This is a genomic window from Melioribacter sulfuriphilus, from assembly GCF_052656625.1.
In genome coordinates this window covers 358,827-382,558 of sequence record NZ_JBQXXK010000004.1, presented here as the reverse complement: position 1 = coordinate 382,558, position 23,732 = coordinate 358,827, and the positions used below count along the sequence as shown (strand labels likewise).

Below are 23,732 nucleotides of genomic sequence, written 5' to 3'. Positions count from 1 at the left end.
ATCGTATTATATAATCAAATGGAGTTTTCATGAAGTCAAAATTAGAAATCTGGCAGCAATTGAACGACATGGGAATAAAGAATATTAATAATCTTTTCTACAATCTTTCAACTCCAGCGCTTTATGAACAGGCGGCAAGACGTCGCGAGGCGATGATTGCTCACATGGGACCTCTTGTCGTAAGAACAGGGCAGCATACCGGCAGAAGCCCGAACGATAAATTTTTGGTCAAAGAACCTTCGAGTCAGGAACAGATTTGGTGGGGTAAAGTCAATAAACCGATTGAAGAAAAATATTTCGATAGAATATTTGCACATATGTGTTCTTATGTGCAGAACAAGGATTTGTATGTACAGGATTGTTATGCAGGTGCAGACCCTGAATATCGACTGCCAATAAGAGTTATTACTGAAACAGCATGGCATAGTCTATTCGCAAGAAATTTATTTATCAAAGCGCATGGCGACGACCTTATAAATCATAAACCGGAATTTACCGTGATAAATCTGCCATATTTTCAAGCCGACCCGGAAACCGACGGCACGAATTCCGGCGTATTTATTATTATTAACTTCGGTAAAAAACTTGTATTAATTGGGGGAACAAGTTACGCCGGAGAAATTAAAAAATCGATTTTTACAGTAATGAACTATCTTATGCCTCTCAAAGGTGTTATGTCGATGCACTGTTCGGCTAATGTGGGAAAGGATGGCGATGTCGCAGTAATGTTTGGATTATCGGGAACTGGCAAAACAACTTTATCTGCCGACCCGGAGAGAAAATTAATTGGTGACGACGAACACGGCTGGAGCGACAGAGGAATATTTAATTATGAAGGCGGTTGCTATGCAAAGGTAATCAGATTATCGGCTGAGTCTGAACCTTATATCTATGAAACAACACGCAAGTTTGGGACAATTCTGGAAAACGTTGCCATGGATGTGAATACAAGAATGCTTAACCTTGACGACGATTCTCTTACTGAAAATACCCGCGCAGCTTATCCGATTAATTATATCCCCAATATTGTTCCCGATGGCAGAGGAGGGCATCCGAAAAATATTGTTATGTTGACGGCAGATGCATTCGGAGTACTGCCGCCAATTGCAAAGCTTACACCTGAACAGGCAATGTATCATTTCTTATCGGGCTATACGGCAAAAGTAGCTGGAACGGAAAAGGGGATAACAGAGCCCAAGGCAACATTCAGCGTCTGTTTTGGCGCTCCTTTTATGGTCCTTAAACCTTCAGTATATGCAAAATTGCTGGGGGACAAAATTCAAAAATATAACGTGAACTGCTGGCTTGTAAATACTGGTTGGACAGGTGGTCCTTATGGCATTGGCAGCAGGATGAAGATTGAATATACACGCAGAATGCTCAATGCTGCTCTTGCTGGCGAACTCAATGAAGTCGAAACCTACAAAGACAATTATTTCGGACTCGAAGTGCCAACAAAAATTAATGGCATTCCGGATAGTATCCTCTATCCTCAAAATACCTGGTCGGATAAATCCAAATATGACGAAACAGCTCGTAAGTTAGCAAACATGTTCAAAGAAAATTTTAAGAACTTCGAAAATAATGTTTCTGAAGAAGTAAAAAATGCCGGCCCTCTGGTTTGATAATTTATGCTGTTCCGTATGGCTATCGGAACAGCATTTTATACAATTTCAAAACGTAAGGTTTTTAGAAAAGAAATCTGTTCTGTCCTTAATGAAGAACTATCAATTTTATAATTGAAAAACTCACGCCGTATTTTATAATTTTTTCTTAAGTCGTCAAAGTAACGTGGAAATTGTTCGTCAGATAATTTTATACCTTCCTTAAGTTTAATACTATCTTCATTGATATCGTAAATATTATTTAAAATGTACTTCATTAGTTCAACATTGTTTTCTGTTTGTGGTGGTTTAATTAAGTTATTCTGCAGGGATAAATAATCGGGCTTCCAGGTTTTCTCGACTCCGATGTATTCACAAAATTTATTGTATACAAAGAGAGTGCTGTTGAGTTTGCCTTCGTAAGAATATCCAGCAATGTGTGGTGTTGCAATATCGGCGATATTGAGTAGCTCTCTGTCGATAGATGGTTCGTTTTCCCACACATCGAGGACAGCGTAAAATCTTTTATTGTGCTTTAAAACATTTTTTAATGCTATGTTGTCAACAACGGGTCCACGCGAGGAATTAATCAACAAAGAACCGTCTTTAATATTTTTAATATTGTTTTCATTCAAGAGGTGAATTGTATTATCAAGTCCACCTTTATTCAGAGGCACATGGAATGTAATAATATCGCAATCGAGCGCTTCCTGAAGACTCTTAAATTTTTCATCCCCACTTTTCCTTTTGAGCGGAGGATCATTAATTATTGTATCTATACCAAGCGACCTGGCAAATGCATCTACTTTTGTACCGATATTGCCGTAACCGATAATGCCAAGTGTACTGTTGTGGAAACTTACATTATTGCGGAAAAAAATTTCAGTAATAGCGCTAATTACATATTCTGCGACCGAATAGGCGTTACACCCGGCTGCGTCGGCAAACTGGATTCCATTTTTGCGAAGGTAATCTTGGTCGATGTGGTCTGTTCCAATTGTGGCAGTGGCTACAAATTTAACTTTAGTCCCTTCGAGAAGATTTTTATCTACTTTAGTAATCGATCTTACTAACAAAACATCCGCATCGATAAGGTCTTTGTTTGTAATTGATCTACCGTGAAATAATCTAACATCGCCAAATTGTCCGAATGCACTTTTAACCTGTGGTATGTTTTCGTCTGCTACTATCAGCATTTTAATGACCTCAAAAATTTTTTAGTGACAAAAATAATCAAATTATGATTCAATCAGGATAATAAAAAAGCCGGCTTTTTGAGGGCCGGCCTAACTTTTAAAGGTGAGAAAATTTAGAATAAATCAATTCTGCCATTGATATGCTTTGATTTATCGATAATGTTGCCGTATTTGTCGACAATTCCTTCATGACATATACCACAGGCTCGGATTTCGTAGCTTTCGTGACCGGTAGGCGGCAAACCGTGGCAGGTTCCACATGCCGACTGACTTCCGTCCACTTGATTCCATTTCGGTGAAAAATTATTTCCTGTTATTTTATCTGCTGTATAGATGAATTGATATTCCGAATTTTCTTTTTTGAATTCGAAATTGCCATGACAATAAGTGTTTCTGCAAGTGTTGTTTACAAAATCATACGACGGATTTGAAGGTCCTGAAGAAGAGAATGCACCGAATAAAACTTCTGCATGTTGTGTGTTGTCAATATGTCCGGGTGCTTCAAAGTAGGAAGGAATAATGTGGCATTCCGTGCATGCTACTTGATTGGACAGAATGGATGCATTCAAATGAGCTTGATGTGCCCCGACTGCCGGGTCTGTAGTTTTTTTTGCATTATTGGTAGCCTGTGGTGGAGCAATGTTATCGCCTTTGTAGAAATCGCCATGACAGGTTGTGCAAGCTTCAGGACCACCTGCTTTATTATGACAGTTTGTACATTGAGGGCTGGAATATCCTCCAGTATAATTCTCCCCATGGCATTGAGCGCATTGAGATAAATTCCAATTTGTAGCGGCTATAAATCTTCCGTGAAAATTATCTGAATTGGGGAGTAAAATTCCGTCGACGTGGACATTAATTGCAGGGTGACAATTGACACAGCTAACGCCCGAAGTACCACCTGAATAATTCGATGCATGGCACTGTTTACAACTTTCCATACTATTATCTGTCAGCTTTTTGCCGTGAAAATTATCGGAGGATTGTGACAAAAATCCAGTACCATGAACGCTCATTTGAGCTGGTGGAGTAATTTCCTCCTGAACGTCACTGCAAGCAGCCAAAACGAATATTAACGATAAGACCAAATAATATTTAATGTATTTCATAATCTACCCAAAATTTTAATTGTGACAATAACCGCAGAATCCCACACCTTTAATACCGTCGGGACGGGCATTGGCATCCGTATGGCACGAGTAGCATACGGCATTAAAATCGGAATGCCAGGCGCCATCCGAGTCGTTCATAAATCCGCTTACGTGGGTTTTCGGGTTAGTTCCTTTAACGCCATCGTTATCCACATGACAGAGGATACAATTCGGGTCGGCACCCTGAAGGTCGTGGCATGCAGAACACGATTCAATATCTCTTCTGGCAAGAATTGCGTGCTGCCCACCGCCGGTTCCAACTCCGATTGTAACAAAATTAGGCTTTGAATGTGAAGCCGGCATAGTTCCTTCAAGTGCATAATCGCCTCCGCCATTGTTATGACATTCAGCGCAGAAGGTTTCTACCTGATGACATGTCTGACATTCGGTAGCTTTAGTGTTTGCATCGATACCATGCGAGAAACGATAATTCAAATCATGAACCCTTGTTATCTCCTGAGTCTTTGTATTGTCTGTAAATTTATGCGGGGAGTATGGAACGTAAAAATCGGTTTCTGAATTTGTCTCTGTCATCATTGTAGTCGAAACGTGACAGGCCTCGCAAAAACTATTGTCGTGACACATTTCACAATTGCTATCCATGGCGGTGGCTTTAAATTTATGTGCCCTGAAAAACCCTGCCTGTTGATGGTCTTCGGGAAGTAAATTGACAGTTGAAACGTGGCAGACTTCACAGTCGTTTACAGCTACCGATTTGTTGTTATGGCATGTAATGCAACTACTCATCGGTGGATTGACGCTCTTTGATTCAAAGCCATAATCTACACCGTCTAATCCTTTGTGGCATGTAGTGCATTCCATCTTTTGCTCGTTGATATGAAAACTGTGGTTGAATATCAGCGAACTTTTTGTTTGGATTAGAGGTTCGAAAACATCTTCATAATGACACATCTGGCAATTATCCGTATCCTCAACGTCGTGACACGTAGCGCAAACACCTTTCTCGGGTAAAAGTCGGTCGGTTATTTTTGTGCTATTTGCCACATTGGTATGACACGACGCACAGTCTGTTACTTCACTATGAAGCTCGTGAGAAAATTTTATTATGTCTTTGTTCGTTTTACGTGGCTCGTTGCCTTTATTCGCATCAATGGCTGCTACTGTAATAAATACGAAGATTAAAAGGCCGAGCGGCAGATAAATAAATTTAATTTTCATAATAGTCTACAAGTTTGTATTAAACAAGTAATTAACTTTGAATAAAACTCTGAAATCGTTCTTATAAATTTTATTGTTAAAATACTGAGTCTGGAAATCGAAAGATAAAATTCTCCATGGTCTGAAATTAATCCCAGCCAGGAGAGAAGTAATTGAGTTGGTTTCGTCGTCGCTCGATAGTTTGTAACTGGTGTACGTAAGTCCAACAGAAGGTGTAATTAATCCTTCGACGAACGACCTGGCTAAGAAGATCGAGGCAGCGTCGAGCTCGCCAGCGTCGCCAAAAGTCTTACGGTAAGAAACCGAGCCATACTGAGTAGTAAGTCCGAGATTCAATCTCGAAGAATTTTCGGAATCGAATTTTACATTTCCATATTTTACAAAGAGGCGATAGAAAGCAGATAATTTATAGTCGAAACCTCCTTCGATTTCCTGCGAATTTCCGTAATCAAATACAGAGAATATCGAGTTGTAACGTATCCTCGGTTCCCGGTAATTATAATAGAAATTAAAGCCAAATTTGTCGGTTGCGTTTACTCTTCCGTCGAGTTCGAATTTTGAAGTCACTTCGTAATTCAAATCATATTCGTAACGAGTACTTACGTCGACAAGATTATCGTACGAATAATAAGCATCTGCGGAAAGTAACTTGTATTGATTCGATTTAGATTGAATGAGTAGAGTAATTGGGTCAAGATTCTCGTCGAGGCGTTCAGCATAGTAATCCATCGATTTGAAATTTTTGTCGATATACGAAATGCCAAGACGAAAATTATTTAGTGCAACTGTTTCAAAACGACCGCCCAAAATATAATTGTTGCTAAAGTCGTCGGTTAATTCAAGTTTTTGATAAGCTGGCAGGTTACCGCCGTAGAAGCCTGTCAGCGAAAATCCGGCATACTTTAATTTAAGATTAATACCATCGAAAAGGCCACCAGCCACAGGTGTAAAGAGTGGCTGCCGTCCAAGTTTAACAGTAGCAATACCGAAGAGGTCGCGAGCTTCGAGATAAAGATTGTAAAATCGAAAGCGTGGATCGGCATCGAGTGTATTGCTCAGATTACTTTCGAAATTAAAGCGTGTGCGCAGCGAGAACTTTGAGTAATTCGCGTTCAAATTTAATGCCTGGTACGTTCTGAAATATGTATCAGATGAACTGGCGGTATTAAATCTTTCAAAAGAATAAATTGAAGATGTTATTCTGCCGTTTATATTTTGAGCTTCTAATATAAACGGCATGAATAGAAAAAATAATAATAATAATAACCTTTTCATGTTCAGCCTTTATTTTTTAGGAACAGGGTGAGCAATTTTAGGCCACATCTGGGCAAAATTGAATTCTTTGTAAGTCGGACTTTCTTCGTTGTGGCAAGTTTTGCAATTTTTTTCAATTTCGGCTTCGTCTTTCCATATTATCAATCCGTTTTTAACAGCTTCTTCCCTGTTTTTCATAACTTTCATTGATTTATAGTCTTCTCCTGGACCGTGGCATGTTTCGCATTGGACACCATCTGCAACAGAGAATTTCTTCCCGAGTAATTTTGGGTCGACGTCATAACCGCTTGCGTGACATTTTAGACATTTTGGATTTTCGACAGCTTTTACTTCGCCTGAAAGTTTGTTTGCTTCTTCTGTCATAAGAGTTTTGTATGCATTGGCGTGTTTGCTATTCTGCCATATTTTTAATTGTTCGCCTTGCTTTTCAGTCTTGTGGCACATACCGCATGATTCTACTCCAGTATATGCGTGTCCCTGCGCCATCGATGTACCGCTTATTAAAAAGAAACATAGTGCCACTAAGATGGTAATATGGATACCATTTCTAAACATATATCCTCCATACTTTATTGATAGTTGATTATTAATTTATAATGAATATAGCTCAATCAATATCAAGAGGCAAGTGTCTTTTTATCTCTATTTCTCTCCTTTATTTACTTCTGTATTTAATTTATTGTCGAGCCATAGTCTCAGTTCGGGGTCGTTTTCGAGTTCTTTGTCGAAAATAGTATCCGGGTCAAGATTATTTTCTCTCAATGTTTTGGTAAATAGAAGAGTAGAGTTGCTTAGTTTTTTCTCTTCTCGTTTGCCGGCTTTAAATTCTTTCCATTCCAGAAGAACTTTTCTGAAATGTTTTTCGTGATGATGTCTGTAGTTCTTGAGAGTCATTTTGCCGTCGATCCAGGTCAAACTCATCGGGTATTCATGTGGATGGAAAATAACGAAGAACCAGTGCCATACGAGTATTGCAAGAGTAGCAAGGATAGCTTCGTAGAAATGAATCAACTCGCTAACTTTAATCAGCCATACAGGAGCCCAGTCGCCCACAACAGTTGGGAACCAGAGAATAAATCCTGTCGTTCCCATTATTACAGTACCCCAAATTAAAGCCCAGTATTCAGCTTTTTCAGTGTAGTCGTATTTGTCGTATATCGGTTTTTCCTTTTTGATTCTGAGGTAATAAAGTATTGTATCTCGTGCTTCGATTATGTCGGTATGTTTTGGCAATAGATTTTTGAGAACTTCTCTTCCTCGAGGTGTAAAAAGAAGATAGAAGATGTGATATACACCTACGCCAATCATAACAACTGCAGCACCGCGATGAATATATTGACGAACGGTTTCGGTCATTCCAAAGTACATTAATAATTCTGCCCACCAGCTCGTGTGATATTTAAGTGCAAAACCCGTAATTGCCAGCACTATGAACGAAACAAGCAGTAGGAAATGTTGAACTACTTCGCTCCTTGTAAAACGTGGTATGGTAATTTCTTTTTCGATTCTTTTTTTCTTCTTTTTGATTTCAAATAAGAAAATGAGCAGGTTGTGGAGAATCATGCCGCCTATGACAGAGAAGATCAGCCAGAAATAGATGTCAGTTACAATTTGTTCGACTTTGGCAGCAGTTTCATTTATTGTTACATGAGAATAACTTTGTGAAAAGACTGGAGTAGCGTCAGGGTGACATTTTTTACATGTTTCTGTAACGTTCGATACGTTGACAGTGGATGCGGGATGTTCTTTTGGTAAAATTTTGTGTACACCGTGACAATCGACGCACATAGCTGCGTCCTTATCGCCGCGCATAACTGCAAGTCCGTGATAGCTATCCTGGTACGATTTAGCCTTATTGCCGTTTATACCAAAACGTTCAGTAATACGCGGATTTTCATGGCAAACCATGCAGGTTTTTTGCTGTATTTTACGGGCTTCGAGCCTTTTGTTGGAACCGGAAATTGGATTAATATCGTGTTCGTTATGACAGTCGTTGCAAACGGGAGATTCACGATAGCCTTTTTTGGCACGTATCCAATGAATTGATTCTAAATATTCCTTGGTTTCTTTCTCGTGACATTGTCCGCATGTTTCAGGCAAATTAAATGCTGAGATTTTAGAACCTTGCTGAACTTTATTTTTTATATCGTGAACACCGTGACAGGTAGTACATGTGGCTCCTTTGTTGCCACTCTTTACCATCATGCCGTGAACTGAATTGCTGTATTTTATGCCAGGATTTACCAGCCCGATCTCATATTTTTTAGCAATCTCGGGATTATCGTGGCATTTGCTGCAGGTTTTGCTAATGTTAACAGAATTAACTGGACTTGAAGGATGGTCGACTTTTTTGATATCATGTGAACCATGGCAGTCCCAGCATTTAGCTGCGTCATCAATACCTTCGCTTAGAGCAATTCCATGGATGCTTTCTTTGTGCTGAGCGGCAATGTCGACGTGACAGGAATAGCAATTTGCAATTTCAGTAATTTTTAAATTCTTAGGATGCTTCGAAATATTTTGAGCAATAAAGCTGTGGCAATCAGCGCATTCGAGTTTGTTATGAACAGACGTAGGAAGTGTTAGTTTAACGTCTTCCTTTTTGTGGCAGCTGAGGCAATTGTTTTTGCTGACCTTTTCAACATGGTAATTTGTAAGCAATGGTTTTGCTTCATGGCATTTTGAACAATAATCTTTGGAATTGGCAGCGAGGGAAGTCGACGGCTTTTTGATTTCGTGCGAGCCGTGACATGAAACGCATCCAGGTGCGTTTTTAATTTTCAATCTATGATGAATATCTGTTTGAACCGAGGCAACCTTGTCGTCGTGACAAACTGAACAGTCAACTTTTTTAGCGCCTTTCTCCGCATGTTCTTCATCAACCACATCCTGATGACAGTCCTGGCATTCAATTGCTTCGTAGTGAACGGATTTTTCGATACTTATTTCGTGACAGTCAAGACAGTTAAAATCCTGAGCATTTATTTCATAGTTAAACAATATAAGTAAGGAACAGGCAGATAAAAGAACAATTCTACGAATCATTTAATCTCCAGATAATTTATGCGAAAGACATAATTAGCAAATATCGTGCTGAAAAATGAACGGTTGAAAATCCATAATTTTATTCGGCAATAAATTTATTTATTAAGAATGAGAATTCTCTTTCGTATTAATAAGATAATGGACTTAAATATCCTGTCTAAAGATATCTACTGGTAAAGACTAAAGCAATAAAAATGTTGATTAAAAAATCCCGCAGATTATTTCCTGCGGGATTGAAGAATTATTTTTCGAAAAACGTGCCTACAACCAGATACCAGTCTTTATCTTCCAGATTTTCAATTCCGCTAAAAGAATTCTCTTTCCCGTTAGCGCTTTTGACTTTATCCTTGAAAGTTTCGAGATATCTATCGATTTCCTCCTGATAAAAAGCCACCGCGCTTTTCCCGATTTTTAGTTCGGCAAGTTCGGATTCGAGATTATCTGCATCGAGTGTACAAATCCAGTATTTGCCGTAGGGAGTAATATCGAGCAGTTCGATATTTTCTCGCAATTCGTTATTAATTGCTTTTACCATACCGCTTAAAGGCGAAACAAATTTGATAACGCGGTTTTTCTGAATCAGGCTGAATAATGTTTGCCCTTTCTTGATATTCATACCAAGATTCGGAAATTCAATATTATCAATTCTTCCTACAATTTTTTTTGCAAAATCATCAATTCCAATCCGAGCTTCACCGTTTTCGGTAATGGCAGCCCAACAGTGATTATCGGAAATAAACACTCCGCCGGGTATCGAAAATTCTCCCTGTCCAATTTTTTCGGTTTCCGGTAGGTGAGAAATATGAACTCGAGGTTTGAGCTGTTTCTTTATCCGCTCCTGCCTTTTGATAAGACATTTTTTTGTGAAATCAAGGAGCTCATCTTCGGTAAATGGTTTTTGAACGTAATCCATTGCTCCGTATTTCATACACTCGACAGCCGATTCAACAGTTGCATAACCGGTTATGATAATTACATCGATATCCGGTCGTAAGTGTTTAATTGTTTTTGTTACCTCGACTCCGTCCATTTCCGGCATTTTAAGATCGGTAAAAACAAAATCGTAATGATGACTCTGTACAAGAGTAGTTGCTTCGTGACCTGAATTTACTGTATCGACGGAGTAGCCGTCAAGTACCAGTATTTTCCGAAAACTGTCGAGCACTACGTCTTCATCATCGACACAAAGAATACGAGCTTTCGGGTTTGGAACTTCTGCTCTTTTTAACGTTTTGACTTCTTTGCCGTAGTCGACCTTTATGACTTCAGCAAGCACCGCTTCTCTTTCTTTGCGGAGTTTTGCATCTTCATATTTTTTGATAAATAATCTGACTATTACATCCACAATTATCAAAATGATTAAAAGTAAAACGAATAACGACATATCTATTTCTCCTGTTGTTAAAAATTATCTGTCGGAACTACACGGAATTAAGTTTTCGTTTTCCTCCTTCAAATTCAGCGGAATCACTTTATAAAACCATCCTTCGAAATATGGGTCTTTTTCGATCAATTCAGGATTTTCAATGAGCTTTTCGTTGCAGTCAATTATTCGACAGCTTAGCGGCATGATAAAAGAATGGGTTAAACCGTCATTGTCTGTAATATAAGCTGAGACAGCCGCCTGGGAAATTTTATCGTTTATTTGAAACAGCTCAATTTTTCTAACCCCTCCTGTTAGTTTTACAAACAAGTCCGTCACACCTGTAACAAAACTTCCATAGCTAAATTCTTCGCTGATAATATTAACCGGCAAATCGGGTCTTATCCACGAGCCATACCCGAAACGGTAGTACGTAGAAGGGCACTGCACATAAAGTAAATCGTTTTTGTAATTAGTTCTTCTGTATTTAAGATTGCAATAGGCTATGCCTCTTTTTATAGCGGCCGAAAGTTCATCAATAGTAAAGGGCTTGGGAAGAAAGTCAAAAGCTCCAAGCTTAATCGATTTGACTGCCATCTCGGGCGTAGTATAACCCGTAATCATTATAACAGGCGCTTCGTACCTGATTGCATTGAGCGACATTAGGACTTCAAAGCCGTCTTTGTCGGGCAGCATAATGTCGCAAATAATCAGTCTGTACCGATTACTTTTTATTTTTTGAATTGCTGTATCATAAGTCTCGGCGGAATCAGCCGTTAGATTATTAAGTTTGGATATTTTAAATATCGAGTCAATAATGACGGTCTCATCGTCAACTATCAATATGTCGAAATCACTATTCATAATTTTCGGCCGGAAGTTTAATTGAAAAAGTTGTCCCTTTGCCGGTATCGCTTTTAACCGAAATAGCGCCGTCGTGATTGTCGATAATTCCCCAGACTACGGATAATCCGAGACCGGTTCCCTTTTGTCCCTTAGTTGTAAAAAAGGGTTCAAATATACGATTTAAATGTTCAGGTGGAATACCGCATCCATTGTCAGAAATTTCGATCTCGACGAATTTTCTATTGCCGGCATTGTCGATTCTTTCCCACCTCTGCCAGTCATCGTTGAACGAAGCGCACATTTCTACATAGCCTTTACCGGGTACTTCGAATTTGAATACGGGTCCGCCACAAACCGGACAGCTTAAATTCCGATCTATTAATGAGACGTCGCAAATTGGACAATGAATACTTATGCGAGAATTTTTTTCGATTGGAATTCCGAAGTAATGCTGCGACCTGCCGTAAATTGGGTCGATGAATACATTGCCTTCGTTATCGCCCGATTTCATTTTTACTCGAATGGACGACATTCCGGCTATTTTATTTTCGTTGTCGATCAAATTGTGATTCTTTGGACAAAGTGCCCCTTTGATGTGCATGTAGCCTTTAGGTGGAAGTGTCATTTGTTTTGTTTTTATTATTATTTCACCGCCTTTACTACCGATGGCGTCGATTGCGTTCAAAATAAGATTTAACAAAACCTGCTGTATTTGATTCTGGTCGGCGGCTATTTGTGGTAAATTATTTTCGAGTATTTTTGTCAGTTTAATATTGTTGAGAGCAAGTTGATTATGAACTACCGATTCTGTCCTTTCGATTATCTCATTGATATTAATAAGATTTTTTCTGGGCGAGGACTGCCTTGAAAAATCGAGTAGGCTTTTTACAATGTCCCTGCATCGCATCGTTTCCCTTACAATTACCTGCAGATCTTCCTGCAATTCGGGATTATCTTTAGCTCTTTTCATCAAGTAACTGCTGTAAGTAAGCACTCCGGTTAAAGGATTGTTAATTTCGTGTGCTACGCCTGCTGCAAGCTTGCCCAGAGAAGCCATTTTATCCGATTGGAATAATTGCTGTTGCGTTTCGTAAAGTTTTTTTGTCATGTTATTGAAAGATTTAGCAAGATATCCCAATTCGTCGTTACTTATCTCTTTAATTTCATAAGTTAAATTTCCGGCGGCAATCTGATTGGTCGCTTTTACCAGCTCTTTAACGGGATGGTCTACCCATCTTTTGACAAAAATGCTTATGATAATCCCAATTGAAAGAATTGAGACGATTGTAAAAATTAATTCCTGGATTTCGTTTCTTTTTATAGTGGCGTCTATTTCCTCGAGTGAGATCGTAATGTCCAGAACGCCGAGAACCGAAGCTTCTTTAGGGTGAGCATGACATTCGGCTTCGTAACACGATTTCTCGTTATAAATTGGATTAATTATCCCCATGATTCGCTGTGAATTATCGCCGAGTTTGAAAATACGCGTTCTTTGTTTCATAGGAAGGCGCTCGAGCGGTTTATTTTCAGCATGACATGCATAACAACTCTCGGCTTTTTTATCGAGCATTTTGCCCAGATCTTCCGGATTACTTGAATAGATGATTCTCCCTTCTTTGTTGTATATTCTGATATTGTGGATTGTTTTATCCTGTCCGATCGTCTTTACAATTTCGTCCACATAATCTCTTTGATTGAGCATCATTCCGTATCGTGTACTGTTTTTAATAGTTTCGCTCAGTTGATTTGCATGACGTTCCACTTCGGCAAGAAGACGATTAGACTGAAAATTTATTTTTATATAAGCGTATACCCCTATTATCGAAACGACAGTTAGACTTACAATCAAAATTAATTTCAATCCAATTTTTCTAAAAAAATGTATTTCATTGAGTCCGTTCATTTTTTAATTACCTTTCCGGGTTTATCGTTGGGATACGATTTATCGTCGTGACAATTTTCACATGTTTTATTCTGGTACGACGTATCCTGATGACAGTTCTCACATTCGAATTCAACGTGAACCTCGTCGAGAATTAATCCTGTTACCTTGTGGTCGAAATTATCAGTTGTCCAGATACCGTGGCAGTTTTTACATTCTTTATTAAGTCCAGTATATTTACCTTTGGTTACGTGACATCTGGAACATTTTAAGTCGGAATGGAATTTTGAAATATCGAAACCGGTGCGTTGTTTATGATTGAACATCGTTTTTTCGACGTTCGAGTGACATAAGTAACATGATTTTTGATTCTCCGTATCGTGACACTTATTACATTTTGAATGCAGTATTGCTGGCGATTGTTTAAGCGCGGATTTATTAATAGCATGGCATTTTACACAACTCTCGTTTTTATGGCAGTCACTACATTCGAATCCGAAGGTTTTATTGTGTTCTTCATGGTAAAACGTAACCAGTTTTCCTTTTGAAAAATTTGTGTTATAAACTTTCTTGACAGGGGCATTGATTTCCGGGTGAATCGATTTTTTCTCGTAAACTTTATATGCCTGATTCTTTTGCGAGCCGACAGGCGCATGACAGCTGATGCATTCGACGTTACCACTCCACTCTCGATGACATGAGATACAAAGTCGATGGTAGGCAGCTTTGAGATCAGGTTTACTGATATCGTTTCTCTTGCGCTGTGGACTATGACATTTTGAGCAACTAATTATATTTCCAGGCGGATTATAATGGTGACAAATTCTGCAGTCACCGGACATAATTGACATATCCGAATGTGCATAATGGTCGAAAATAGACGGCTCGTAAAGATTTGTTTCTTTTATCTTATCAATCTTTATTATTCGTGAAGTTTCCTCGGGCTTCTGATCTATTCGTATTAACTCTTCTCTCGGACAATCTATCAAACATGGATTCTCTTTGGTAGGAATATCACATGAATGACATGTTTTACATTCTAAATTCAATTTAGAATGTTGTGCATACAGAAATAGAGGCGTCAACAATAAAACTACTATTATTTTTTTCATTATTTACCTCTGATAAAAAATTTGGTTTTGGATGCTATGGGTTGAGGCACCGATACTATTGGGAATACCATCACAAAAGCACGGAACAGAAGTATTTCGAGTGCCACAAAACCGAGAGTTACAAATATTTCCCCAATTGAAGGGAAGTATGGTGTGAATTTATACGGTGGATTGTAAGCTATTATAAAATTATTTATTCTGTTCAGGAGTACTCCGAATATTACGAGCGCAGAACCAATAAAAAGACCCGTTCGAGTTTTCGTGAGCTTAGGAGAAATAAATATTCTGAGTGGAACTATAATGCCAAAGAAAATTTCTATTAGGAAGAGAATACTTGCGGTGTTAATTTCATTTAGATAAACAAAAGTTTTACGAATTACCATATCGCCGAGTTTAAAAGCCAGATAGATACCAAGCAAAGGAGCAACCATAGTACCGAGGTTTGAAAGGATTTTCATTTCAGGTTTTAGGCCGAAAGACTTGGAGGTAATTAGTGACTCGAAAATCACCATTGGAAAACCAACCGAGATTGCCGAGAGGAGAAAGAGCAATGGCAGAATAGGAGTTTGCCAGAGGGGATGCATCTTTGGGCCGGCAATTACCATTAATGTACCGAGTGACGATTGATGCAAGCACGAAAGAACTACACCAGCAATTATAAATATAAACATAGTTTTATTGAGAGTTTTGTCGAGTATTCTCAACAACGAATCAATCGGTTTATTAAGTGATGAGAGGAAGCCCGGCAGATTAACCCTGCCAATAAATCTTTCAGTTACAATCGGTATAAATTCGATATAGAGAACGGTAAGATATGCCATTACGCACATACCTACTTCGAACAAAACAGAATTTCCGTTCCACATAATGAGTGGATGCCATATATAATACCAGCGACCGAGATCCATAGCAACGCTGAGCGCAACGAAAGTGTAGCCCAGTAGAGCTGTCAGCAGAGCGGGACGAACAATGGCATGATATTCCTCTTTGTGCATTATGTGACCCAGAGCAGCTGTAGTAAATCCACCCGCAGCCAGTGCCACTCCAGCTGCAACATCGATTCCAATCCAGATGCCCCACGGATACTGGTTACTCAAGTTGGTCACAGCTCCAAGTCCGAAGAATAATCTTGCAAGTAAAAAGAGAATTCCTATTGTCGCAAATACAAAAATGACAATTACACCGGGAGTAAAATATTTTGTTTTGAGTGCAGTCGGTTTCATAAAATCTTCCATTATTCTTCCCCCTCCTCAGATTTTTTACGATTTTTATTAATCCACATTACGCCGCCGAGCAAAGCATAGAGTGCAATTGGAGGTAGAAAATAGGCGAATATGCCGTGTTGAATTGCTTCTGTAACACCTGGTGCAGGGCTATTCCCCAGTTTAGGAAATTGTAAATCCTCAAATTTTCTGCTTGCAAGATAGAGCCAGGCAGTGCCTCCAACTTCTGTTTCGCCGTAAATATGATTGATATATCTGTCGGGATAGAGTTCAATTTTTCGCCGTGCAACGTCAATCAAATCTTTTCGCCTGCCATAGGTGAGGGCTTCCATCGGACAAATTTCGACACAAGCGGGCAATTTCCCTTCTTTAGTTCGACTGAAACAAAAGTCGCATTTTTTAATTTCGGGTTGGATTGCTTTATGAAATTCAAAAGATGGAATTTGGAATGGGCAGGCAACCATGCAATAGCGGCATCCAATGCATTTGCTGGAGTCCCAGATTACACTTCCGTTTTCTTCTTTCGAAAAGGCGCCAACAATACATGCCGATACGCAAGCGGGATGATCACAATGCATACATTGGACTTTTACGTCGATTGGGAATTTTGGATAGTCATCGAATTCATATTCATTTACAACAGTCAAAGAAGTATGATCGGGTCGACGCATTTTTTTCATTACTTCTCTGTTATCGTAAGTTTCAAGGGGAGCAGTAGGCATATCATGAGCTGTTTTGCAAGCCCATTCGCATTTTCGGCATCCTACACATACAGTCGTATCAACCAATACACCCATCCGATCATCAGATAAAATGTTTTTAGGAGCGGCATCCGTCTTTTTGGGTAATCCTGCAATTACTGACCCTGCAACAGCTGCTGTTTTGATGAAATTTCTTCTTGTTTGCTTTGACATTTTTCCTCCTTTTGATTAAAAGCCGCATTGAACGACTTTTAAAATTACTAAATGGAGTTTATTATCTTATTCTAAATTAGATTTTAAAAAAAATTAAGTCAATGAAAAAATGATATTAAGGATATTATTGTACCTTTATTCTCTTTGATAATCTAGAAATAACTCGTTTTTTGAACGATTCTGTTAAAATATCTTTTTTAAGGCCTGAATTTTTTTTAGATTCGCATTCAATAATTTACCGGTCAAGGAAATGCCAGCAAAAATAAAATATGATCTGAATACAATCCGAGAAAAAATCAACAAGATCGACGAGAATATTATTACTTTGCTTGCTGAAAGAAGGCAGCTGAGTAAGGAAGTAATACTTGCCAAAGAAAGTAACAAAGCACCCATCAGGGATCAAAAAAGAGAAGAAGAACTTTTAAAGAGACTCGTAAAACTGGGTAAAAAAGCCGGGCTGGACGCTAATTACGTGACAAAAGTTTATTACGAAATAATAGAAGATTCTGTACGGCTGCAGCAATCTTATATCCAAAAACTTCTAAATAAAGAAGAGGGCAAAAAAAAGCAGATAACAATTTCGATACAGGGAATTGAAGGTTCATACAGCTACTTAGCAACCCATAAATATTTCGCAGGGAGTGGATATAAACTTAACTTTTTATTTAAACGTAGATTCGACGAAGTAATTGAAGCAGCAGAAAAAGGAGAAGCAGATTTTGCCGTACTTCCGATTGAGAACACAACTTCGGGTGGAATTAACGAAGTCTACGACCTTCTGCTCCACACAACGCTTTCAATAGTTGGTGAAGAAAAATTTCAGGTTAAACATTGTTTCGTTGCACTGGAAGACGTACAACTCCAAAAAATAAAAAAAGTTTACGCGCATTATCAGGCTGTAGCGCAGTGCAGTAAATTCCTCGAACAAATCCCTAATGCTGCTCTGGAGTATTTCGACGATACAGCAATGTCGGTACAAAAAATTAAAGAAGAAGGAAATATTTATCACGCTGCCATTGCAAGCGAAGAAGCTGCCCGGCATTTCAAACTGAAAATTCTGAAAAAAGATATAGCCAATCAGCCCGGAAATTATACCAGATTTCTAATTGCTTCGAGAAAACCTTTGACGGTGGACGAAAGAATACCGTGCAAAACTTCAATTGTAATAGCTACTTCTCACACGCCCGGTTCGCTCGTAGACGCTCTGAGCGTATTCAGAAAGTATAATATCAATTTAACAAAACTCGAGTCCCGTCCCATTATTGGAAATCCGTGGGAAGAAATGTTCTATCTCGATTTCGAAGGAAATACGGCTAATGAAACAATACAGAAAGTACTGGACGAACTGGGGCAATACACCCGATTTATGAAAATACTGGGAACCTATCCTTCACAGGAGCTACAAAAAACACAACTTAATTTTGCCTTTATTGACAAAGATGAAAAAAGGGATCCTGCTGTCGCTCCAGCAGAAAAAAAGAGTGCTCCGATTATTAAAAAAACTTCCAGAAGTTATCGCCTTGCAAGCCGTGACTACAAAAATGAAGACACTATTATAAAAGTAAAAAATGTTGTAATTGGTGGAGATAATTTTGTTGTGATTGCCGGTCCCTGCTCGGTTGAAGGCGAAGAGATGATAATGAAATGTGCACTCGAAGTAAAAGAATATGGGGCTAATATTTTACGCGGTGGATGTTTCAAACCGCGCACGTCACCGTATAGTTTCCAGGGGCTCGGATATGAAGGACTTAAACTTCTTGAAGAAGCGGGTAAATATTATGGGCTTCCAATTATTACGGAAGTAATGGATACCGAACAGGTGGAAGAGGTTGCCAAACATTCCGATATACTTCAAATTGGCGCCAGGAATATGCAGAACTTTGCCCTGCTGAAAGAAGTAGGTAAGACTCACAAACCAATTATGCTCAAAAGAGGATTGAGCGCCTCAATCGACGAATGGCTCAATGCGGCAGAATATATCCTTTCGCAGGGAAACAGACAGGTAATTTTATGCGAACGTGGAATAAGAACTTTTGAAACCGCCACCCGCAATACTCTTGATTTAAGTGCAATCCCGGTTTTAAAGGAATTAACGCATTTACCTGTTATAGTCGATCCTTCGCATGCAATAGGTGAAAGAAATAAAGTCATTCCGCTTGCAAAGGCCGCCAAAGTTGTGGGAGCACACGGTATTATGGTTGAATTTCATCCCGACCCTCCGAACGCTTTGAGCGACCCCGATCAGGCGCTTTATTTTGAACAGTTCGAGTCGCTTATGAAAGAGCTTTATAAGCTTTGATTCAAAATTGATAAACATATAAAAGCAGCAAAGAAAAATAGACTGCATTAGTGCGGGTAAGTCCCAATCCGTAATCAATGCCGACCGCTAAACGTGAACGAGTTGTTGCCTTAATTCCTGCGTTTAAACTGAATGTAATTCCGGGTTCCCAGAAATCGACATCGGAAAAAGTGCGGTCGTTAATTGCTGCCAATCCAATTCCTTCCTCAACAAATGTGCGTCTGTAGAGATTTTGTTCCATTATAACTTTCAAGAAGAAAGATTTAATGAATGGATAGTACCTACCTTTACGATTTTCTGGCAGAAAATATTCGGCTTTTCTTGAAAATAAAATTCCTCCTCGTATGTTGATATAATCGGGCAAAAATATATCAGTATCGATAAATAAAGTGCTGCTTAAAGAACCAACAGAAACCGAATTCCCTTTAACTGTCCCACCGCCAGCACCGACGCCTATTTTAGTAATTTGAGCATGAATTGATGCTGCACTTAATAGGATGCAAATTAAGGAAAGTTTAATTATTTTCATTCTGTCTTCCTGTATATACTCTATCGATACCAATTCCGATTAAAAATTTGACTGTAAATTAATAAGAAAGGGGCTGATATGAAAAAATGGCTTTATTTATTTACCGTCGTGCTGTTTCTTTTGGGATGTGGCCAGAACAAAGCGCAGCTTAAAATTGAGCTTGCTTTTCCAAATATCGAAGTGGATTATCCAGTAGATATTCAAAATGCGGGCGATGGAAGCGACAGGATTTTTGTGGTTTCGCAGCCGGGAATTATTTATTCATTTGAGAACAAAAAAGATGCAAATTCCCCTAAAATTTTTCTCGACATAAGTCGAAAAGTCTTATTTGGCGGCGAGCAGGGATTACTGGGACTTGCTTTCCATCCCGACTTCGAGACCAATGGAGAATTTTTCGTGAACTATACGACAGATAACCCGAGAAGAACTGTGATATCGAGGTTTAAAACAAACGACGCACGTACTGAAGCAATAACCTCAAGCGAAGAAATTCTTTTAGAAATTCTGCAGCCATATTCGAACCATAATGGTGGTCAAGTTTTGTTTTGTAACGATGGTTATCTTTACATATCAACTGGTGACGGAGGTTCAGCCGGTGACCCTCAAAATAATGCCCAAAGCTTGAAGTCGCTACTCGGTAAAATATTACGAATTGATGTTGATAGAAAAGATGATGGGAAGAACTATTCGATACCTGCGGAGAATCCTTTTGTAAATAATCCCGATGCGCGCGGAGAAATCTATGCATACGGTTTACGCAATGTCTGGAGATTCAGCTACGACCCAATTACGAATTTACTCTGGGCTGCGGATGTGGGACAAAACAAATGGGAAGAAATTGATTTGATTGAAAAAGGAAAGAATTATGGCTGGCGTATTATGGAAGGTTTTCATTGTTATAATCCTTCGACTAATTGCGACACATCCGGCTTGACGACGCCAATATGGGAGTATGGTCACAATGAACAAGGTGGATGGTCGATAACTGGAGGATTTGTTTATCGCGGAAGCGACGCCGAAGAACTTATAGGGAAATATGTCTATGCCGATTTCGTTTCTGGAAATATCTGGTCTCTTGAATTTAATAATGGAGCAGTAAAAAATGAGTTGTTATTTGATACCGACTATGCCATTTCTACGTTTGGAGTAGATGAAAAGAATGAACTCTATTTTGCAAATTATACGAACGGTAGAATTTACAAATTTACAGGCTCGCCAGTTTCCGTCGGCAAAAATAGAATTCCTGCTGAAATTCAGATCAGTCAGAATTACCCAAATCCTTTCAACAGCAGTACTATTATCGATTATTATTTAGACAGTGGAAGTTATATTTCCTTAAAATTATATGATTTGGCGGGCAAAGAGGTGTCTCATCTCATCGACGAATACAAGTCTGAAGGTTGGCACAGATATCATTTTGATACTCGTGACCTGAAGGTTAAATTAGCAAGCGGAGTTTATTTTTACAAATTCACCACTTCTCGTCAACAAAATGGTATCGTAAGGAAGATAGTTTTTTTGAAATAAGCTGTTAAAGAATATAATATTTTTTATTATAAAAATAACTCTCCTTAGTTTAATGACGCTTATGCTAAATAATTAACTAAAAAGTAAATTAATACTTGCTATTTTGTGAACTAAAGTCTAATTTTACAGTTAGTTATTTTTGCAAAAAAATATACTTAATTTTAATTTTCTTATTTGGAGTTCGGGAATGAATTATGGTAATTTTTCTGAAGACGGTAAGGAGTATATAATTACCAATGTTAAAACACCCACGCCGTGGATAAATTATATTTATAATGGCGAATATTTTTCCACTATTTCTAATAATGCGGGCGGTATCAGTTACATTAAAAGTCCATTGCATGGGAGAATAACAAGATATCGAATTAATGACGTACCATCGGACCGCCCCGGAAAATATATTTATGTAAAAGACGTAGAAACCGGAAAAGTCTGGACGCTAAGCTGGCAGCCCGCAGGTGAAAATCCAGAGAACTACAAAGTTATTCATGGTCTGGGATATACTACTATCGAATCGTTTGTGGAAGGTATCCATGCACGTGTTACTTATTTTGTTCCCTTGAATAATAATCATGAAATCTGGAATATCGTTCTTACTAATAAGTCGGGGAAAAAACGTCGTTTATCCTTAACGGGCTATGTCGAGTTTGCTCTGGGGCATGGGCTTATTGACCTTATCAATCAGTGCGACGACCAGCATTTTAATAGGGCATATTTTGATAAAAATTTAAATTCCCTTTTTGCTACAAAGACCTACTGGGTTACAGAGACTAATGGTACTCAACAACAAGAAAATAAAGAATGGAATCAATGGGCATTTTTTACGTCAAATTTCCCGATTGAAAAATATGAGACACTTCGTGAAAGATTTCTCGGCTTTTATAATAATGAATCGAATCCACAGGCAATAATGGACGATAAATTTTCAAACCTAAATACGGACTATGGAAATGTTGTGGGTGCTATTAATGTAAAAGTAGAACTTGATGCAAACAGCCAAGAGAACGTAGTCTTTTCGTTGGGTGTACTTCCTAAAGAAACTTTTGAAGAACGGAAAAAAGAAATTCCGAAAATTATACAAAAAAATTACATCGAAAATTCTTTCAAAGAAATTCAAAATTACTGGTTAAAATTTCTGCAGCATACTCAGGTTGAAACTCCCGATAAAAACGTAAATATCTTTATGAATTATTGGGTGCCGTATCAGGCTAAAGTTGCTTTTGATATTGGAAGAGTGGCAAGTTATTATTATTGGGGAATTAGCAGAGGGTATGGTTTCAGGGACACCTCGCAGGACGTAATAGCAGTTACAATTGCGCACCCTGAAAAGGCTAAAGAGCGTATCTTGCTCTTATCCAGGCAAATGTTTTCTGACGGAAGGGTATATCATCATTTTTATGACGATGGGAAAGGAGAATTGACCCGTCATTGCGATGATCCCGGCTGGTACATTCTTGCTGTAACAGAATATATAAAGGAGACGGGCGACTTTTCAATTTTACGAGAAAATGTTTCTTTCGTAGATAAAAAGGAAGGTACAGTTGAGGATCATTTACTGGTCGTCGTTAATTTCATGAAAAATAATCTGGGACGTCACAGTTTACCTATCTTCGGAAGAGGAGATTGGAACGATACACTCGATTACATTGGTGGTGACGATGGTGGAGAAAGTGTCTGGGGTGCTATGTTCTATGTCGCAATGCTCAATAAACTTATTGAACTTTTCCAATTCCTTAATGTAGATGATATAACGGATATTGTAAAACTACGTGATGAGATAAGAAAAAATATTGAGCAGTTTTGCTGGGATGGAGAATGGTTTATTAGAGCTTTCGGAAATGGAGGTATGGTCATCGGTTCAAATAAATCAAAAGAAGGGAAAATATTTATAAATACTCAAAGCTGGGCTGCTATTTCCAATTTAAACGACAAATCGAAAGTAAAACGATCACTCGAAAGCGTTAAAAAATATCTCGATAGCGAGTACGGTCCAAAAATTTGTGCTCCAGCCTTTAAATCAATTAATCCTAATATTGGTTTGATTACCAGATGTGTTGCTGGTAAAAAAGAAAACGGCGCTGTTTTCTGTCATCCCGTCACCTGGTTAATACAAGCTGAATGTATAATGAGAAACGGCAATAGAGCCTATGATTATTTCAGTAAACTATTGCCGAACCGCATTGACTCGGATATTTATCAGGCCGAACCGTATGTCTATTCTCAATATATTACGAGTGACGAACATTCTTCTCCCGGAAAAGCGAGCCATTCCTGGCAAACCGGAACGGCAGCGTGGATGTACCGAATCTTTTATGATTATATCGCTGGAATACGTCCTGATTACGATGGCTTAATTGTCGACCCTGTAATCCCTGCTTCGTGGGATTTTATCCGCGTTGAAAGGATCTTCAGAGGAACTAAATATATTATCGAGGTGGAAAATCCTGACGGCGTTCAATCGGGTATTTCTTATATTATGCTTGACGGTAAAGAAATTGTAGGAAATAAATTGCCTTTGACTAAAAATAAAATTTGTCGAGTAAAAGTTTTAATGGGAAAAACTATAGAAACCATAAATAAATAGAGA

The 23,732-nt window shown here is 38.6% G+C and carries 17 protein-coding genes; 4 read left to right on the top strand and 13 right to left on the bottom strand.

The features are described 5' to 3' along the window. Positions 1 to 29 precede the first annotated feature (29 nt). Positions 30 to 1,625: a phosphoenolpyruvate carboxykinase gene (locus ACUN8G_RS07190; RefSeq protein ID WP_437347712.1), complete on the top strand. Its 1,596-nt coding sequence runs from the start codon at positions 30 to 32 to the stop codon at positions 1,623 to 1,625. Between the two features lie 38 nt (positions 1,626 to 1,663). Here the strand turns inward: ACUN8G_RS07190 and ACUN8G_RS07185 are convergent, their stop codons facing one another. The 12 genes from ACUN8G_RS07185 to ACUN8G_RS07130 form a co-directional block, all read right to left on the bottom strand. Next, entirely contained in the window at positions 1,664 to 2,800 is a 1,137-nt protein-coding gene (locus ACUN8G_RS07185; RefSeq protein WP_437347713.1) for a 4-phosphoerythronate dehydrogenase, read from the bottom strand. A gap of 113 nt (positions 2,801 to 2,913) precedes the next feature. Continuing rightward, on the bottom strand, positions 2,914 to 3,909 hold the full coding sequence (locus ACUN8G_RS07180; RefSeq protein WP_437347714.1) for a cytochrome c3 family protein: 996 nt from the start codon (positions 3,907 to 3,909) through the stop codon (positions 2,914 to 2,916). A gap of 15 nt (positions 3,910 to 3,924) precedes the next feature. Further along, positions 3,925 to 5,130, bottom strand: a complete 1,206-nt coding sequence (locus ACUN8G_RS07175) for a cytochrome c3 family protein (RefSeq protein ID WP_437347715.1) — start codon at positions 5,128 to 5,130, stop codon at positions 3,925 to 3,927. 6 nt (positions 5,131 to 5,136) lie between these two features. Next, positions 5,137 to 6,405, bottom strand: a complete 1,269-nt coding sequence (locus tag ACUN8G_RS07170; protein WP_437347716.1) for a hypothetical protein — start codon at positions 6,403 to 6,405, stop codon at positions 5,137 to 5,139. Positions 6,406 to 6,414: 9 nt separating this feature from the next. Further along, positions 6,415 to 6,960, bottom strand: a complete 546-nt coding sequence (locus tag ACUN8G_RS07165; RefSeq protein ID WP_437347717.1) for a multiheme c-type cytochrome — start codon at positions 6,958 to 6,960, stop codon at positions 6,415 to 6,417. A gap of 87 nt (positions 6,961 to 7,047) precedes the next feature. Then, complete coding sequence (locus ACUN8G_RS07160; protein ID WP_437347718.1) at positions 7,048 to 9,450, bottom strand: multiheme c-type cytochrome; 2,403 nt, start codon at positions 9,448 to 9,450, stop codon at positions 7,048 to 7,050. A gap of 241 nt (positions 9,451 to 9,691) precedes the next feature. After that, the gene (locus tag ACUN8G_RS07155; RefSeq protein WP_437347719.1) at positions 9,692 to 10,834 is read right to left on the bottom strand and encodes a response regulator; all 1,143 of its coding nucleotides are present in this window, start codon (positions 10,832 to 10,834) and stop codon (positions 9,692 to 9,694) included. Between the two features lie 24 nt (positions 10,835 to 10,858). Then, complete coding sequence (locus tag ACUN8G_RS07150; RefSeq protein ID WP_437347720.1) at positions 10,859 to 11,677, bottom strand: response regulator; 819 nt, start codon at positions 11,675 to 11,677, stop codon at positions 10,859 to 10,861. Continuing rightward, entirely contained in the window at positions 11,670 to 13,562 is a 1,893-nt protein-coding gene (locus ACUN8G_RS07145; RefSeq protein ID WP_437347721.1) for an ATP-binding protein, read from the bottom strand. The genes ACUN8G_RS07150 and ACUN8G_RS07145 overlap by 8 nt, the downstream gene beginning before the upstream one ends. Continuing rightward, positions 13,559 to 14,653 (bottom strand): cytochrome c3 family protein, encoded by a 1,095-nt coding sequence (locus tag ACUN8G_RS07140; protein ID WP_437347722.1) that lies wholly within the window; start codon positions 14,651 to 14,653, stop codon positions 13,559 to 13,561. Before ACUN8G_RS07140 ends, ACUN8G_RS07145 begins: the two co-directional genes overlap by 4 nt. Beyond that, positions 14,653 to 15,888, bottom strand: coding sequence for an NrfD/PsrC family molybdoenzyme membrane anchor subunit (gene nrfD, locus ACUN8G_RS07135; RefSeq protein WP_437347723.1), 1,236 nt, complete (start codon positions 15,886 to 15,888; stop codon positions 14,653 to 14,655). Before nrfD ends, ACUN8G_RS07140 begins: the two co-directional genes overlap by 1 nt. Then, the gene (locus tag ACUN8G_RS07130; RefSeq protein ID WP_437347724.1) at positions 15,888 to 16,790 is read right to left on the bottom strand and encodes a 4Fe-4S dicluster domain-containing protein; all 903 of its coding nucleotides are present in this window, start codon (positions 16,788 to 16,790) and stop codon (positions 15,888 to 15,890) included. The genes nrfD and ACUN8G_RS07130 overlap by 1 nt, the downstream gene beginning before the upstream one ends. A 250-nt stretch (positions 16,791 to 17,040) precedes the next feature. On the opposite strand from ACUN8G_RS07130, the gene ACUN8G_RS07125 reads away from it, so the two are divergent. Next, on the top strand, positions 17,041 to 19,089 hold the full coding sequence (locus ACUN8G_RS07125; RefSeq protein ID WP_437347725.1) for a bifunctional 3-deoxy-7-phosphoheptulonate synthase/chorismate mutase: 2,049 nt from the start codon (positions 17,041 to 17,043) through the stop codon (positions 19,087 to 19,089). Between the two features lies 1 nt (position 19,090). Here ACUN8G_RS07125 and ACUN8G_RS07120 read toward each other — a convergent pair whose 3' ends face one another. Then, positions 19,091 to 19,618 carry a hypothetical protein gene (locus tag ACUN8G_RS07120; RefSeq protein WP_437347726.1) on the bottom strand — a complete coding sequence of 176 codons (528 nt, stop codon included), beginning with the start codon at positions 19,616 to 19,618 and terminating at the stop codon, positions 19,091 to 19,093. Between the two features lie 78 nt (positions 19,619 to 19,696). On the opposite strand from ACUN8G_RS07120, the gene ACUN8G_RS07115 reads away from it, so the two are divergent. Both ACUN8G_RS07115 and ACUN8G_RS07110 read left to right on the top strand, forming a co-directional pair. Further along, a complete protein-coding gene (locus tag ACUN8G_RS07115; RefSeq protein WP_437347727.1) occupies positions 19,697 to 21,145 on the top strand; it encodes a PQQ-dependent sugar dehydrogenase in 1,449 nt (482 codons plus the stop codon). 187 nt (positions 21,146 to 21,332) lie between these two features. After that, entirely contained in the window at positions 21,333 to 23,729 is a 2,397-nt protein-coding gene (locus ACUN8G_RS07110) for a glycoside hydrolase family 94 protein (RefSeq protein WP_437347728.1), read from the top strand. Positions 23,730 to 23,732 lie beyond the last annotated feature (3 nt).